The sequence below is a fragment of the Pedobacter sp. Leaf194 genome (assembly GCF_001423945.1).
Lineage (GTDB): Bacteria > Bacteroidota > Bacteroidia > Sphingobacteriales > Sphingobacteriaceae > Pedobacter.
Map to the genome: position 1 here is coordinate 70,364 of NZ_LMPU01000012.1, position 16,448 is coordinate 86,811.

The 16,448-nt window shown below is 40.2% G+C and carries 11 protein-coding genes and 1 tRNA gene; 2 read left to right on the forward strand and 10 right to left on the reverse strand.

All coding sequences use genetic code 11. The annotated features are described in order from the left end of the window. The first annotated feature begins 33 nt into the window (after window positions 1–33). Window positions 34–693, forward strand: a complete 660-nt coding sequence (gene fsa, locus ASG14_RS17315) for a fructose-6-phosphate aldolase (RefSeq protein WP_056872338.1) — start codon at window positions 34–36, stop codon at window positions 691–693. Window positions 694–759: 66 nt separating this feature from the next. Here the strand turns inward: fsa and ASG14_RS17320 are convergent, their stop codons facing one another. Continuing rightward, window positions 760–1,254, reverse strand: coding sequence for an HAD-IIIA family hydrolase (locus ASG14_RS17320; protein ID WP_056872339.1), 495 nt, complete (start codon window positions 1,252–1,254; stop codon window positions 760–762). Between the two features lie 107 nt (window positions 1,255–1,361). Continuing rightward, complete coding sequence (locus tag ASG14_RS17325; RefSeq protein WP_056872340.1) at window positions 1,362–2,702, reverse strand: sugar MFS transporter; 1,341 nt, start codon at window positions 2,700–2,702, stop codon at window positions 1,362–1,364. 360 nt (window positions 2,703–3,062) lie between these two features. Here ASG14_RS17325 and ASG14_RS17330 point away from each other — a divergent pair. Further along, a tRNA-Lys gene (locus ASG14_RS17330) sits at window positions 3,063–3,135 on the forward strand. 171 nt (window positions 3,136–3,306) lie between these two features. Here the strand turns inward: ASG14_RS17330 and ASG14_RS17335 are convergent. From ASG14_RS17335 to ASG14_RS17370, 8 genes are all read right to left on the reverse strand, one after another. Continuing rightward, window positions 3,307–5,172: an alkaline phosphatase gene (locus ASG14_RS17335; protein WP_235528615.1), complete on the reverse strand. Its 1,866-nt coding sequence runs from the start codon at window positions 5,170–5,172 to the stop codon at window positions 3,307–3,309. Window positions 5,173–5,235: 63 nt separating this feature from the next. Continuing rightward, complete coding sequence (locus ASG14_RS17340) at window positions 5,236–6,408, reverse strand: CehA/McbA family metallohydrolase (protein WP_056872341.1); 1,173 nt, start codon at window positions 6,406–6,408, stop codon at window positions 5,236–5,238. 59 nt (window positions 6,409–6,467) lie between these two features. Then, a complete protein-coding gene (locus ASG14_RS17345) occupies window positions 6,468–7,880 on the reverse strand; it encodes an alkaline phosphatase (RefSeq protein ID WP_056872342.1) in 1,413 nt (470 codons plus the stop codon). Between the two features lie 5 nt (window positions 7,881–7,885). Next, window positions 7,886–8,950 carry a phosphatidylinositol-specific phospholipase C1-like protein gene (locus ASG14_RS17350; protein WP_056872343.1) on the reverse strand — a complete coding sequence of 355 codons (1,065 nt, stop codon included), beginning with the start codon at window positions 8,948–8,950 and terminating at the stop codon, window positions 7,886–7,888. An 18-nt stretch (window positions 8,951–8,968) separates the two neighbouring features. Then, on the reverse strand, window positions 8,969–10,558 hold the full coding sequence (locus ASG14_RS17355; RefSeq protein WP_056872344.1) for a RagB/SusD family nutrient uptake outer membrane protein: 1,590 nt from the start codon (window positions 10,556–10,558) through the stop codon (window positions 8,969–8,971). A gap of 11 nt (window positions 10,559–10,569) precedes the next feature. Further along, window positions 10,570–13,557 (reverse strand): TonB-dependent receptor, encoded by a 2,988-nt coding sequence (locus tag ASG14_RS17360; protein ID WP_056872345.1) that lies wholly within the window; start codon window positions 13,555–13,557, stop codon window positions 10,570–10,572. 383 nt (window positions 13,558–13,940) lie between these two features. Then, window positions 13,941–14,849 (reverse strand): glycerophosphodiester phosphodiesterase family protein, encoded by a 909-nt coding sequence (locus tag ASG14_RS17365; RefSeq protein WP_056872346.1) that lies wholly within the window; start codon window positions 14,847–14,849, stop codon window positions 13,941–13,943. Between the two features lie 69 nt (window positions 14,850–14,918). Beyond that, complete coding sequence (locus tag ASG14_RS17370) at window positions 14,919–16,445, reverse strand: RagB/SusD family nutrient uptake outer membrane protein (RefSeq protein ID WP_056872347.1); 1,527 nt, start codon at window positions 16,443–16,445, stop codon at window positions 14,919–14,921. Window positions 16,446–16,448 lie beyond the last annotated feature (3 nt).

Consider the following 16,448-nt stretch of genomic DNA (forward strand, 5'->3'; position numbering starts at 1 on the left):
ATCATAAACTCAAATATTTAAGAATTTATAACCATGAAATTTTTTATCGACACAGCAAACCTTGATCAAATCAGGGAAGCACAAGATTTAGGCATTTTAGATGGCGTAACTACTAACCCTAGCTTAATGGCTAAAGAAGGTATTACGGGTGATGAGAATGTAATTAACCACTACAAAGCGATTTGTGATATTGTTGACAATAACGTTAGCGCTGAGGTAATTTCGACAACTTTCGACGAAATTGTTAAAGAGGGCGAAGCTCTTGCGGCACTTAACCCGAAAATCGTTGTGAAAGTTCCAATGATTAAAGATGGTGTTAAAGCGATAAAATACTTTTCATCAAAAGGAATAAAAACAAATTGCACACTAATTTTTTCAGCTGGTCAGGCGTTACTGGCAGCGAAAGCCGGTGCAACCTACGTTTCGCCATTTTTAGGTCGTTTAGACGATATTTCGAGTGATGGACTTGTACTTATTGAAGACATCAGAACAATTTTTGATAACTACGGTTACGAAACTCAAATTTTAGCTGCCTCAATCCGCGGACCGTTACACATTGTAAACTGCGCAAAATTGGGTGCCGACGTTATTACAGCACCTTTAGCTGCAATTGTTGGCTTGTTGAAACACCCGCTAACGGATAGCGGTTTGGCTACCTTCCTGGCCGACCACGCTAAGGCGGCCGGTAAATAACTAAATACAATATTTCAAAAAAATGCCTTAAGCTATAAAGTTTAAGGCATTTTTTTTATCTTACTTTTACGAAGCTAGTACGTTCTTCACGGTTTCGTAATCAATTTGCTCATCAGGCTCAATCAAGATTCCCTTAACCCCTGCCCCATTTGCGGCCTCAAGATCCCTTGGCTTATCGCCTATCATAACCGATAATTTCGGGTCGATATCATACATATCTATCGCATCTAAAATCATCCCCGATTTAGGTTTACGGCATTTGCATTCGCCGCCAACTGTTGGGTGGTGCGGGCAATAATAAAAGCCGGCAATATCTGCGCCTTTTGCTACAAAAGCATTTCTTAGCATTTGGTGCATAATGGCCAGCTCCTGTTCAGTATATCGCTTTAACGCAATGCCACCCTGGTTTGTGATAACAATTAACAGATAGCCTTCATCATAAAATCTTTTCAGAACCGGAATCTGGTAATCTAATATTTTAAAATCTTCAACGCGACAGATGTAATCGTATATTTCGTGATTCAGAACGCCGTCACGGTCGAGAAAAATAGCTTTGTTCATTTATGGATTGTGATTTATAAACATAACCGGGTTTAACCGATTCGTGTTGTAAATAATTGCTCAAATTAACTGAAAATTACCCGCAATGGAAAATCTCAGCAAATCTATCATGCCTTTTTACCAAGTTTATAACCACTCACAGCAAAATACAAAATGAACAGATATGCCGGAATCATAATTATGTATGCTTGCTGCGCACTTCCAATTTTTTCTGATACATAACCGTAAATTGGTGGCAGTATTGCGCCACCCACAATGGCCATAACGAGCAAAGCGGAGCCCATTTTTGTAAATTTGCCCAATCCATCAATTGCCATAGGAAAAATTGCCGGCCACATTACCGAATTGGAAAAGCCCAGGAGTGCAAAAATCCACACTGCCGGGTGACTAGGAATCTGCATGATATAACCAGCTAAATTTAAACTCACAAAATCAGGGTTTGATTTTATCACCATCACTAAAACGACAAGGAGTATGCTGAGTACACAGGAAATTACAAGAGCGTTTCGTTGTGAAATAAGCTTTGGAATCGATACTATGCCAACGGTATAGCCAAGCAGCAAGCCATAACCGGTGTAAGTTGCGAAACTTTTAGACACATCAAGCGAATAACCCAAATGCGTACCAAATGCAGCGAAAGTATCGTAACTAATCACCTCCATGCCAACATAGAAAAACAACGCCAGTACGCCAATTATTAAATGTGGAAAATTCAGAACCGTTTTTTCCTTAACGCCTTTAAAACTACTCTGCGAATGGCCTTCAAGAATTAATGAGTCGTCTGCTTCGTCAACTGCCGGAAGTTTAATAACCAGCAATAGTATACCCACCAGCGCAAAAGATGCTGCAATAACGATATAAGGCACAACAACTTTTTCAGCAAGTTGATTAAGGGCTAGATTCTTTGCCGCATCATTCATCGTTTTCAAACTTGCCTCAAAAGCATCGCTATCTTTCAGTATGATGCTGCCCAAAGCATAAACCGCCATAATACCCGCGATTTTATTACAAATACCCAGGATGCTGATTCTTTTGGCAGCACTTTCCTTTGGCCCAATTGCCGCAGCGTAGGGATTTGATGCAGTTTGAAGTAAAGCCAAACCGCTTCCAATTACAAATAACCCAATTAAAAATGTTGGGAAACTTCTTGAATATGCTGCAGGGATAAAGATCGCGGCGCCAAGAGCCATAACAAACAAACCGACCGACATGCCGTTTTTGAAGCCGGTAAATTTTAAGACATAGGATGAGGGAATAGACATTACAAAATAAGCTGCAAAGAAAGCAGAAGCCACATAATATGATTCGGTACTTGTAAGCTGACAAGCGATTTTTAAGTAAGGGATGAGCTGGCTATTGGCCCAGGTGATGAAGCCGAAAATGAAAAACAGAATGCAGATAATAAATAGTGCAAAGCCATAGTTCTGATCTTTTTGAGTAGTTGACATGAATTGTTTGGTTTGGTTGATGCCGCCAAACTAAACAAATAATTCATCTTTTTAAGCATCAAACGTTTGCGTGATTTACACTTCAAAACCAGCATGGGTTGACCAGTTAAAATTGGAGACAAACGAAAAAGGGTTAACTAATATGGTGTGGGAAGGTAAATTCAATTAAAAAACAGTTTGAAGGTGCCGCGAACAATTTCAAATTAATGCCTTCTATACCGGAAATTTTAGTCAAAATAAATTAATTGCCCTATAAATCAGTAATGTAGAATATTTCACTGTTTTTTATTTGCACCAGATACATCATAACCCTATATTTGCACCACTTTAAAGGAAACGATTAAACGTCTCATTTAAATTGATTCCGTAGCTCAGCTGGTAGAGCATTACACTTTTAATGTAGTGGTCCTGGGTTCGAATCCCAGCGGGATCACACCAAAGACTATCAAAACGTATAAAACCCTGCAATCGCACGATTAGCAGGGTTTTACTTTTAGGGATAAGTTCATTTGAAAATTCTCCAACAGAAAAAGTATGGTTGCTGACGAATCCGCTTATGCCAACTTGCTGCCCAAATCCTTCCCTCAATTAACGGTAAATTATATCACTTTTTCCCGCTGTTTTTAGCAGCTGAAAGAACCGAAAGTATTTTATAAAAGATTTCATTGTTTTGATAGACACCTTTGAACATCGCAGATTTAGGCCCGTAAGCAAAAACAGGTACCATAATGTTGGTATGATCGTCCGTACTAAAGTGTCCGGTTATCTGCCCGTTTCGCGTATCTGCATCTAAAAGAGTCAGGCCACCGGTTTCATGGTCGGCAGTAACAATAACGAGCGTTTCGCCGTCTCTATCTGCAAAACGGAGTGCAGCTTCAATCGTTTTATCAAAGTCGTGCATTTCGGTAACTACAACAGGCAAATCGTTTGAATGGCCACCATGATCAATTTGCGCTGCTTCAGCCATAATGAAAAAGCCATTTTTATTTTCGCCTAAAATTTCGATGGTTTTATTAAGTGATTGCTTCAAAACATCACCACGGCCTTTCAATACCGGGACTGTAGCTTCTTTGGGCAACAAAACCAACTGTTTGCCAGCTACCTGCTGAACAAAACTTTCCAAATCTGTACTTAGCTTGAAACCAGATTTAGCTAGTTTATCCATCAAACTATTGTCTTTGTTTTTTAAAAAAACATCCTGGTTAGAACCGACTAGAACAGAAACCTTCGATTGCTGAAGGTCTGCAGCAATAGCGTTGCTCATTGTCCGCTCTGTCTGGTGCGCATAAAAGGCTGCCGGAGTTGCATCGGTGATGTCGCCAACGCTGATAATGCCGCTCTTCATTCCAAAATGGGCAAGGGTATCTACCATATTGGTTAGTCTTTGCTCGTTCGCATCCATGCCAATAAAACGGTTATTCGTCTTTTTACCGGTAGCCATCGCCGTGGCGCCAGCTGCCGAATCGGTGTTATCAGAATTGGCGGCGGCCGTTTCTGAGAAGCCAATACTTTTGAACCTGCTTAAATTTAAATCGCCATGGTTAGCTATCAAACCTGCATGAATTTGTGCCAGCCCCATTCCATCTCCAATTAATAAAATAACGTTTTTAACGCGACTGTTTTTATCATCACTTCGATAGCTCGGTGTATAAACCGGATATGGCTGTGGGTTGGTGTAACTGAGTTTTTGTTGGTTGCTGTAAAATTCTGCAAGCTTTTCCGGATGGTCGGTATTTAGCCAATCGGCACCAAGGCGACTTAATACCAGCCAGGTATTCGGATTGTCAGCTGTTCCCCAAAAGCGAAAAGGCTTTCCAGCCTCGTGCGCAGCAGTTAACACTTGTTTTAACTTTGCGTAATCTGTTGGTGTTGGCACACCTTTCCCATTCCAAACGGTATATTTTTTAATGTCCTGGCTTATCATTGCAACCCGCTTCAATTGCTCGGCGGTATACTTTGTTTCGGGCCGACCATCGAAATAAATAAATGGAGGCCAGTTTTCAAAGTCGGCAGGTAAAGGCATATCTCCGCTAATCACAATCCTAATTGCGTTTTCATTTTTTTCAGCATTGAAAACATCACCAAATGGCGCTAACTCACTTATCAGTTTTTTCAATACATTTTGATGATCCTGTTTAACGTCTATCACCAACTGAAGTTTCTGCGCTGTATTTTTAAATGCATGGTTTCCGTTATCCTTGTAAAGTTCTGCAAGTGGCGACAAATACAACTTAGTTAGCGTTTTGCCCGCTTTAATTTCAGCAGGTTCATGAGCTACCGATAGCTCATTGTCTTTTAAAAATACGTCGGCCTCGATAGAGCCCATGCCCGAATAGTAAGCCTGGAGAAGCGGAATATTCTGATGATAATCGTTGTGACTATGCCCATGCTTAACCTTAATTGTTTGTGCGCTGCTTACTGCCGCAAACAGAAAAAGTACAACCAAACATGGTAAGAAAGAAAGTTTCATTAGTTTTTGTATTAAAAGAAATAGATATTATGGCAAAACAAGGCGTTTTTAAGCCTGTTCGGCTTAAAACTTTGGATCAAAGTTAAAGTAAATTGGGTTTGAAAGCGCCACCATCTTTTCACTTAACGACATTGATTTTGGCACCTGCGGATAAGCCGTATTTTGTCCCTCAACAGTAACTCGGTAGTAGGTACGGCCTTTTAGTTCTGGTGTATCCGTGAATTTGACAGCTGGAACTTTACCTTTTACCTGGAAAGCATTTAATTTTCTACCGTTTTTAATTATCGTTATCGTATACGTTTCATCTGGCAGTGAGTTGCCTGATAATTGCACTTGAAAATTAATTTGTTTACCGTTCGAAACCGCATTATCCCCCATCATCATTTCAAAATTTCCGTCATTATTCGCATCGGCATAAAATTCGACACGCGGTGAAAATGGATTTGAACTCACCGAGACCTTTCCATGATTTAATGCATCGATTACCGACGCCAAATCCCTGCGTTTTGCAAAAACCAAGGTCGTCGGCGTTCCAACATAATTATATTCAGCTTGTGGCGTATTTGATGTGGGTTGCTCTGTTCCGGTTGGCTTACCGTGGTGTGCATCACTCCCACCTCTTCCTGTCATCATCCTTCCTGAAGAAAGCATATCATCCCATGTCATGATAGCGTTGGCGTTCTTTGCCCAAACAGCAGAATTCCAAACCTCTATCGACTGTATCAAGTCATAAGAAAATCCAAAATTATCTTTACCGCTGGGATGATTTGCCGACAAGTGTACGCCGAGTGAATTTTTAACCTTCAAGATATTAACGTCCCTCGCATCTCTGATGTCATACAAACGCTGGTGGTTGTAAGGCTTGTCGGAAAACACATTGCCATGCCCCCGTGTGGTGGTCCATTCCGCACCGAATAATAGTAGCAGAGAATCTGATTTAAATTCAGGATCGGCCCAGGTGTGATGCGCAACATCACCATTTACATGATTATCATGATCTGTAATGCACAAATAATCCATGCCTACCGATTTCGAAAAATTAATAATTTTAGCCACAGAATTATTTGAGGATTCGGTGCTGTGCCTGGAGTGTACGTGTAAATCCCCTTTAAGCCAAAGCCCATTAGGATTTGTAATTTTCGGAGGATTGGTTACTTCCTGACTAATTCCATCTTCAATACTTACGAAAAATAGTGCAATCGTAATGAATGAAATGTATATAAATTTAGAATACATTATGTCTGATTCTTTTTAAGATGCCCTTCCAAAGGCTGGAAAACATCAATTAATTTCTTCTATATCGTTGAAGATTTCACGATGAAACTTTCCGGCATTTCAGCAGCTTTAAGCATAAAGTTATGAAGTTCGTAGTTCTTTATAAATGGTTTAAGATTTTCTGCTCCCGGCCCAAACATCGTTAGTTCTACATAATCACCGGTATGGTTCATGCCAGCCCACTGAACATCTGTATATTTCCCCAGAATTTTTCCATATTCATAAAATGGTAAATTCGATTCATTGTAAAGCTGCCCGGGAACAATTTCCTTAAAATGCACTAACAACGACTTTACGTCGTCTGGTTTCATCTCAAAACCCTGGTTTTCTTTTATCAAATCTATTATTTTTTGCTCTCCAAAAGATTGATTAAGCTGAGCCAGTAACCAGGTATTGCTGTGTTTAAAGTTTTGAAGGGAATCGAATTTTTTAGTGGCTTCATCGGCATAGAATAAACCCGGATTTGAGTTGCCGTGGTCTGTGGTAATGATAACCAGTGTTTCTCCATCTTTTTCAGCAAATTCTATTACTTTTCCAACAGCCTCATCAAAAGCAAGCTGATCGAAAATTAATCCGCTAACATCATTGGAATGCGCTGCCCAATCCACCTTTCCGCCTTCAACCTGCAATGCAAAACCATCTTTATTGTCTTTCATCAATTCTATGGCCTTCATGGTCATCTCTGCTAAAGTTGGTGTCGACTTCATTAGCGCCTGATCATGCATCCGGTCCACTTCATAAGGCAATCCATCTTCTGCAAATAAACCTAAAACAGGCTTGGATTTATCCAGCGCCAGCATCTCATCTCTGTTTTCGGCAACTTTGTAACCAGCCGTCAAATATTTTGGAATCAGGTTGCCACCGGCCCTTTTTTCGCCAAAATACTTGTGCCCGCCGCCCATCATCACATCAAATTTTAAATTCAGATACATCTCTGCAATAACATCCTGTCCGCCCCGGTTATCAATATTAATGCAAAAACCGGCAGGAGTTGCATGTGTAACCGGCACTGTGGTTACGCAGCCTACCTTTTTACCTTTCTCTTTAAATTTTTGAAGAATTGGCTGAGGCTTCTCGCCATTTACACCCACATTAAGTGCGCCGTTTCTTACCCTAATACCTCCACCCCATGATGAACTTGCAGCGGCAGAATCGGTAACGAGCGAACTTGCCGAAGCGGTGTCCATTAAGGCACGAACAGCTTTATTATCCCGGTACAAACCAAGCCATTTACTGCTCTTACCCAAAATACGGTTTGAGTACAAATCTGCCATATTTAATGTGCCAATGCTCATGCCATCGCTAACCATCATAATGATGTTTTTTGCTTTTTTATTATGCGAAAGTTGCTTTGCCGCAATATCATTTAAGCCAATAAAGGGCAAGCCCAATCCAGTTAGCAAACTGCCTTTTAATAACGATCGTCTGTTCATGTTCTCTATCTTTTAAATAATGGGTTTGCTCTAAAATATTTTCCATCAGCAAAGCTGATTACATATTCTGATGGAAAATGCGTGCTCTTTTTATAATAGTCGGTTGTAATAATTTGAGCGTCTGAATTGCAGGCTGCTTCAAAATCCCTGCGATCATTTGTCCTGGCCTGTTTTGTATCTGCGTCAGCTCGGGTTCTGATGATGTACCCTTTACGAACTAAATTTGGAATTTGCTCATCAAAGGGATTATTTCTAATCATAAGCGCAGCCTCCGGGGTGCCGGCTTCGGCATTTGCAAACATTGTTCTTCCTTTTAGCGACGGATGATCTTTTATGTAGGTGCTTAGTTTTCTTCCTTTAGCATCAAGAATAAAAAGGAATTTGCCTTTCGCCTCACTCATTTTGGGCCAGTTTTTAGCAAGAACCGCTGCTTCCAGGGATTTGTAATTTTCACGAATTAAATCAGGATTCAAAACGTGACCTTTACCCAGATTTGCCATAATAACAGAATCCAACTCATCGAAAGTTTTTCCTGTGAACATTTCCGGTTGTGTAAACCCTTTTCTTTTTATCGAATCGTCTTTAACTTCAAGCGTAATAAACACCGGACTGTGTTCAGGATTAGCTTCCGACCATTTTCTAAGCTGCTGCAAGGCAATTGCCAAAGTAAGTGCCGACGACCTGAAATCAAGATCAGGGACATGCAGAACCTTAAATCCCGGCTTTTCCATTTCGCCATCTTTATCAAACGCTGGCTGTCCTTTTACACGCTCAAAGCCCGCGGGATGAGCATATTTTCCACCTTTAGCATCGGCATATACATCAATTTCGAGATTTCTTAAACCCATTTCCAACTGCTCCGGCATTGGAATATGATCATAATCCAGGCTGTTGGCAGCCACTGTATCCTGCGCTTTCAAAACATTAAACAGCGCAGGATTAATGGCTTGTTTATAACTGTTATGTGAGCCGATAACTTGTATCTGGTTTATCGGTAAATCTTCCTTTTTCGCTATTAAGGCAATTGCAGGCAGCACCAGCAATAAACCAACACAAGTAATCAATCTCATAGTTGAAGTTTAAAAATATTAGTAGCCAGGATTTTGTTTCAGGTTTGAATTAAGCTTAAGCTCGTTTGCTGGAATTGGATAAATTCTTCTGGTAACGTCTTTATTCATAAATAGTACATCATTTGGAAGTGGATATTCAGTTTCGAATTGTCCGAAACGGATTAAGTCATTCCTTCTCCAGGCCTCCCAGCTAAACTCACGTGCCCGCTCATCAAGCAAAGTACTTAAAGTTACTGTTGATGCGCTCGCAGCGCCGGCACGGTTTCGCACTTTATTTACCAATACCATAGGCGTTTGAAGTTCACCATTTACTGTAGTTGCTGTTGCACCTCTTAAAATGGCTTCCGCTTTCATCAACATTACATCGGCAAGGCGTAGAAGTGGCATGTCGTTGCCGTTTAACCTGGTTGCCTGGATGGCATTTACATCTGGCCAGTATTTTACCGAACGCACACCCTTTGCCTGGTCGGCAACTGTGTTGCCTAAATCCATAGGTTTACCGGGTTTCAGAATTAAATCTGGCGTAATTTCTATTTGATTTGTTGTACCAGCTACTAAAATCGGCTTCGTTAAATCTGGCTTGCGATTTGCATCTGGCGCATATTGCTTACCGATTAACCAGAAACTGTTGCGAATATCATTGGCTAAATTAAAGCGGTTATAATATTCTGGTGTGGTGCTCATTGCAATACTAAAACCAACGTTTATGCCGTAAGCTGCCGCCAGCGCCGGGTAAAAACCAAACCTTGTGATCTGATTTCCAGGAATCTGCTGATCGTATGGAACTGCAAAAATTGTTTCGTTTATTTGCGGACCGTTATTAACATCAAATATATCGCTGTATTTTGTATCTAGCACATAATTGCTGTTTTTCAAAATGTTATCAGCCATTACCACAGCATCCTGGTATCTTGGTTTTCCGGTGTATACTTCTGCATTTAAATACATTTTTTCGAGCAAAGCATAAGCCATTGCCTGTGTCGGCCTGCCATAAACCAAAACCCGGTTATTATTATCTTTTACAGGAAGCTGGGCAACCACGGCCAGAAGTTCTTTCTCAATAAAATCAAATACCTTATCGCGTGATTGGTTGCCTGGAAGCGTGCTTACAGGAAATGAATCAATAATCGGGACATTACCATATAAATCCATCATAAAATAATAATACAAGACCCGCATGGCCTTTACTTCGGCTAAACTACTTGCTTTTGAAGCAGCCGAAACTGATGATTCATTGGTTAGGTTGATTAAACGGTTACAGTTATTAATGCCGCCAAAACCCCATTGCCAAATGTCCCTAACGTTAGGGTGGTCTATTGTCCAGGTGTGGTAATGAAGCTGACGATACTGGCCGCCATCATCAAAGTTACCATCCCGGGCCGGAATAATTGCCGCATCGGTAGAAAGCTCCTGCATTCTCCAGTAAGGTACGCCATATTGCGACGAAAGGTTGGAATACATCGTGCCATAAAGTGCTGCATAATCTGAATTGGTATATGGAAAATTATCTTTCACATACTGCGATTCTACATCGACGTCTAATTTGCTACACGATTCGAAAATCATTAAACAAGCAAGAATATTAAACAGAATAATATATTTTTTCATTTTTGTATTTTTTAGAATGATGCACTTACACCGAAGCTGAAAGTTCTTGTTTTTGGATAATAGTTATTGTTATCAATTCCCGGCGTTAAACCACCAATATTAATTTCGGGGTCGATACCGCTGTAATTTGTAATTACAAACAGATTGTTTGCAGTAACATAGAGCCTTACCGCTTTAATTGAAGGTGTTTTAGGTTTTATGGTGTAGCCAAGTGTTGCATTGTCTAAGCGCAGGTAAGAACCACTTTCAAGAAAACGATCAGAAATCAGGTAAGCATTTATATCGTTGAACGATTCGCCAACAGTAAATCTTGGTATATTTTGCAGCTTTGCATCAGCAGGATTATTTAACGAAGCTGCTGTAGCATTCAAAATTTTGTTTCCCAATACTCCGCGAACTAAAAAGTTTAAATCCCAGTTCTTGTAGCTGAAACTGTTGGCCCAGCCATAAATTAATTTCGGTTGTGCATCGCCAGCAATTTTTGCATCGGTTGTTAAAGGTTGTGTAGCAATGGTTTGTCCGGCAGCATTTATGTATGTACTCACGCCTGCAGCATTTTTACCAGCATAATTCCATAAATTAAATGTACCCAGCGCAAAGCCAGGCTGAATTAGCTGACTGTAGTTTCCAGATTGTCCTTTTCCACCTAACTGTGCTGTTTGAATGGCAGCAATTTTATAAAAATCATCAGACAGCGTCTGAACAACGTTTTTATTGTGTGCGATATTTGGCGAAGTTGTCCACCTGAAGTTATTGGTTTTCAAAGCAACTGCATTTAATGAAAGCTCGATACCAGTGTTTTTAATTTTACCTACGTTGGCGGTAATAGTTGGAAGGAAAAACTGAGTGGTAGAAACCTCGTAACGGTCGTAGATTAAATCGGAGGTTTGTTTAACATAAAAATCTAAGGAACCGGTAATCCTGTCTTTGAATAGACCGAAATCTAAACCAATGTTTGTGGTTGCAGTACTCTCCCATTTCAAATCGGGGTTTTCATTTCTTACCGGCCCAATTGCATTACTGATGTTTCCGTTATTCAGGAATTTGTTACTGCCTGAAAGCGTTCCATAAATTAGTAAAGATGAAAACGCATCAAAGCCCAGGCTGTTACCTGATACACCGTAGCCTGCACGAAGTTTTAAATCACTGATTACCGGAACCGCCTGCATAAAATCTTCACTGATGATTCTCCATCCTGCAGAAACTGCCGGAAATAAACCCCAACGATTGTTTCTTCCGAAAGCCGAGGAACCATCATCCCTTAACGATGCCTGGAACAAATACCGCTCATTATAGTTGTACTGAACCCTGCCGTAGTAAGATATCAACCTCAACGTAGAAATTGGCGCATTGTTAAACGCAATTTGCGATAGTAAAGTTGGGTTAGAGAGAAAAAGGTTGTTATAACCTAAGTTATCATTAGAAAAATTTTGTGTCGTTACACCAAAGCCATCATTGGTTCTGTCTTCCTGCCAGGAGTAACCACCAAGTAGTTTTAAACTGTGTTTTCCAAAGGTTTTATCGTAGTTAAAATAGCCTTCCAACGCCTGACTTTTATTCAGCACATCGATTTTTTGTGCCTGGCCGTTAACACCTCTGGCCAAACCAGATTGGCTGTTCAGGTAGGTGCTGTAATTATTCTGGTCTCTTTGTGATGAAACGCTTGCTGTAAATTTCAAACCATCGATAATGTTTACCTGGGCCATTCCATTAATTAACGTTTTATTGTTCAGGTTAGCAATTGCATTATTATCTACAATTGATAAGGGGTTTCTCGTTCCACTTCCGGTACGGTTGTAGTTTTCCTTGTAAGTACCATCAGTATTAAAAGGACTAACCGTTGGCAAATAGAAAAGCATATTTGGCAAGGCCTGAGATTGGTAAATGTCTGAACTTTTCGAATTACTGTTGGTAATCGTTAAGCCTAACTTCAATCTATCATTAAAAAACTTTTGATTGAGGTAAGCCCGAACTACAGTTCTTTTTAACGATGTATTTTTTAAAATGCCTTTGTTGTCGAGGTAGTTTACACTTGCACCATAATCTGATGATTGTCCGGCGCCCCCGTAAGACAAGTTGTGGTTTTGCGAATAGCCTGTGCGCTCCACCAGCGATTGCCAGTTCGTATCAGAACCATCATCATCAACCGCATTTAAGGTTTGTTTGTTATCGGCTAAATATTGTCTCAGCTCGGGTGCTGAAAGCATGTCGTACTTTTTTGAAACTTTTTCTACGGCGGCATAACCACTATATGATAAGCGGGCCTGTCCGTTTTTGGACCTTTTGGTGGTAACGATTATAACGCCGTTTGCTGCTCTCGAACCATAAATTGCTGTAGAAGATGCATCTTTCAGAATGTCGATATTTTCGATATCGGAAGGTGCAAGCAAATCGATTGAAGCACCCGGAACGCCATCAATAACATAGAATGGTTCCTGTGCGGCTCCTTCTCTTAAGGTAGAGGGACCACGCAAAATGGTTGATGGCTTTGCATTTGGGTCGCCACTTTTTGTAACGTTTAAGCCAGCAACTTTTCCTTGTAACAATTGCGCCGGATTGACCAACACACCCTGATTAAATTCTTCGGCTTTAATGGAAGTAACGGCGCCGGTTAAATCTTTCTTATTCGCCGTACCGTAACCGATAACAACCACATCTTTCAAAGTTTGATTGTCGGGCATCAGCGTTACATTAATCGTTGTCTGGTTTCCAACTGCAATTTCTTTTGTTAATCCACCTAGCATAGAATAGGTAATAACATCTGTACTTTTTGCCTGAATGTTGTAAATACCATCTGCATTTGTAGAGGTCCCGCTGTTGCTTCCCTTAATCCGAATGGTTACGCCAGGAACAGCCTGATTGCTTTCATCAACAACCTTACCGGTAACATTTTTTACGTTTTGTGCAAAAAGACTAAATGAAAGGAAAAATAACAATGCGGTAAAACATTGCCATTTTGCAATAAAAGACAAATAATGGAATTTGTAGTTTTGTTTCATGAATGATTTGTTATGAATGTTTGGATTACGCAGTTGAGCATACCGTAGATGAAATGCTCGTTGCGCCACAAAGATCACCTGGATGCGTTAGCAATTTGGTTAGCCAGGGTTATTAAATTGTTAAAATAACCGAGCTATTTAAATTGAATATTAAGAGAATAGGCATTTAAGAATCGAAACCGAATATTAACTTAACATGTACCACATATGGTTAAATTAAAATGCGTTTTCCGCATTGCGGATATTAAATTCCAATAAAAAAGGAGGCACAAAGGTGACTCCTTAGTATGCAGGCAGAAGTTTGTTAATGCTTTATTTTGAATTGCTTTAGCCCTTTAATTAATCGCTATATCGCTCGGTTAACAATTCAGCACCATCTGAAATCAGTTGCTGTGTAAGCCAGCTTTTTTCAAATAAATGAGTAAATCACTTGGCCTGTCTGTTTGCAAAATTGATGGCTTTTTTTCAATTAGCCAACCCCAGCTTTCCTTTTTCTGGTTTTGCTCAACAGCCCGGTCATCATCATGTCCACCATTAAGTGATGGCCAAAGACTGTTTAACCAAACAACCTGTTTCTTGGCAATTTGTGGTATTGCATTAATGCTTTCAAGAGAATCAGTATCAAAAATTGGTTGAATGATGCTTCGCTTGTTAGGCAAATAACTGCTGGCAATGGCAGCAAAATCATTTCGTTTCATGTTTACAACCACCATCAAATATGCTTGCTCTGGTACATTTTCATCCTTTTTTAGCTTAGCATAATCAACATTGTCACCAACATTTACTATCGCCTGGCTCAAAGTTCCTGTTTCTGAGAGTATCTGGAAAACCTGCTTTAGGTGATCGTTACCTTTATCAACGTTAACGATAATTTTACCTTTCGCAGCCAACATCATATCTTTCATTGTCGGAATAGAATGCGTTGTAACCCTCCTCAAGGCATTTTTAAGCTTAAATTTTAGTATCTCATCGAGCGTGTAATCACTCACCTTCCCTTTTGCATTTGTCGTTCTGTCTACCGTGTTGTCGTGCATCACCACCATCTGGCTGTCCTTGGTCATTTTAACATCGAGTTCCATAATATCGAAACCTTTTTCGATGGAATTTAAAAGCGCCTGCATAGAATTTTCAGGTGCATTCCGCCAGTCGCCGCGGTGCGCTGCAACTAAAATACGCTTACTATTACCATTAAAAACTGCGGCAAGTTTTGCGGATGGATTTTGCGCATTTGCCGAAAATAATGCCGTTGAAAAAATTAAAAAAACAAATATCTTCTTCGTGTATTGTTTCATTTAGTGTTGGTTAAAAGTTAAAAATGGCGACTGAAGATCAGTCGCCATTAAACATCAATTTACTTTAAATTAATAGCCAGGGTTTTGATACATCTTCGCTGGATCTAGTTTCACTTCATCAAACGGAATTGGAAAGTAACGATCTTTTGTAGAGACGTTAGCAAGTTTTGCAATGCCATAGAGAGCCTGAGGCTTGGCTTTTAAATAGGTTACTAATTCTGTAGCAGAGAAATTTCTAATTAAATCGAACCACCGGTGGTGTTCAAAAGCAAGTTCAACGCGTCTTTCGTGCAGAATTGCTAATTTCATTGTCGGATAATTAGCGGCGTATAAAGGATCGGTTTTAGCAACTGCGTAAAGCGGTTTTCCGGCTCGTACCCTAACCATATCAAGGTATTGTGCGGCAAGCGCATCATTTCCCTGCAAGTTAGCAACTTCAGCAAGCATCAAAATTACATCGGCGTAGCGCATCATTATCCAATCATTGCCACCATAGCCATTAACCGTTGCTGCAGCACTTGCATCGCGGAATTTGGTGATGAACCAATCTTTAACGTTAGCATCATTTGCAAACTTTACAGAAAAATCTTTCCGTAAATCACCGGTTTCGTATTCGTTGATTAAATCTGCCTTAACATTACCGCCAATTCCGGTAGCAACCTTTAACGAATTTATAGATTCCCCCCTCGCCTGGTTATTCGCCGCAATGCTTGAGCTGTAATTTAAATCGCCCTGTTTATAAGAAATCTGAAAAATCAGTTCTTTGCAGGTAGATTTTTTTGCAACATCAAAAACATCCTGATACGGAATTTCTGATAAACTGCCGAACCCCCGCATGTTATAAGCGGCGAGCAAATAAGTGTTTGCGCTGGCGAGGTTTTCAGTTTTGCTGGCAGGCAGCGTTGCAGCCATTGTTAAATATACTTTGCCTAAGTAGGCATTAATAGCCGCTTTAGACGTACGACCAATGCCCGCAACAGGCTGAAAATTAGGCAAGTCGCTATTCAGTGCATCTTTCAAATCGGCTACAATCTGTGCATATACCTCTGCTTCAGGTACCCTGAATGTACTCGCAGCTATTTCTTCGGTAGTAGTAAGCTGTTTAGTTACCAAAGGTACAGGCCCCCACTTTCTAACCAGTTCAAAATACATTATCGCCCTGATAAATTTTGCTTCTGCACTGTAAATATTTTTATTTGCGGCCGTTGTGAAGGTCGCCTTGTCGATATTAGACAGGATTACATTACTTCTTGTTATAGATTGATAAAGCGCAAGCCAATGGCTTTTCAGGTATGAATTACTGGGAAGTAAAGAAAAATCATTAAACTGAAACGGTTCACCTGCGTTACTCTGGTTATCATTACGGCCTGCATCGTCCGAACGTTCATCAGTAAATAGTCCGCTGTTTTCGCCCATGGTGTTGCTGCTTCGCAAAGATTGATATGCGCCGTTTACAGCCAGCAATACGTCATTTTCAGATTTAAAATAGTTATCGACGATTACCGCATTTGGGTTTGTTTGCTGTAAAAATTCTTTTTTGCACGAGCTGAAACAAACAGCGATGCATAAAGCGGGAATTAAAGTATATTTTTTCATTTT

Coding starts and splice junctions, on each gene's coding strand:
- fsa (WP_056872338.1), top strand. CDS start 34: ATGAAATTTTTTATCGACACAGCAAACCTTGATCAAATCAGGGAAGCA.
- ASG14_RS17320 (WP_056872339.1), bottom strand. CDS start 1,254: ATGAACAAAGCTATTTTTCTCGACCGTGACGGCGTTCTGAATCACGAA.
- ASG14_RS17325 (WP_056872340.1), bottom strand. CDS start 2,702: ATGTCAACTACTCAAAAAGATCAGAACTATGGCTTTGCACTATTTATT.
- ASG14_RS17335 (WP_235528615.1), bottom strand. CDS start 5,172: ATGAAACTTTCTTTCTTACCATGTTTGGTTGTACTTTTTCTGTTTGCG.
- ASG14_RS17340 (WP_056872341.1), bottom strand. CDS start 6,408: ATGTATTCTAAATTTATATACATTTCATTCATTACGATTGCACTATTT.
- ASG14_RS17345 (WP_056872342.1), bottom strand. CDS start 7,880: ATGAACAGACGATCGTTATTAAAAGGCAGTTTGCTAACTGGATTGGGC.
- ASG14_RS17350 (WP_056872343.1), bottom strand. CDS start 8,950: ATGAGATTGATTACTTGTGTTGGTTTATTGCTGGTGCTGCCTGCAATT.
- ASG14_RS17355 (WP_056872344.1), bottom strand. CDS start 10,558: ATGAAAAAATATATTATTCTGTTTAATATTCTTGCTTGTTTAATGATT.
- ASG14_RS17360 (WP_056872345.1), bottom strand. CDS start 13,557: ATGAAACAAAACTACAAATTCCATTATTTGTCTTTTATTGCAAAATGG.
- ASG14_RS17365 (WP_056872346.1), bottom strand. CDS start 14,849: ATGAAACAATACACGAAGAAGATATTTGTTTTTTTAATTTTTTCAACG.
- ASG14_RS17370 (WP_056872347.1), bottom strand. CDS start 16,445: ATGAAAAAATATACTTTAATTCCCGCTTTATGCATCGCTGTTTGTTTC.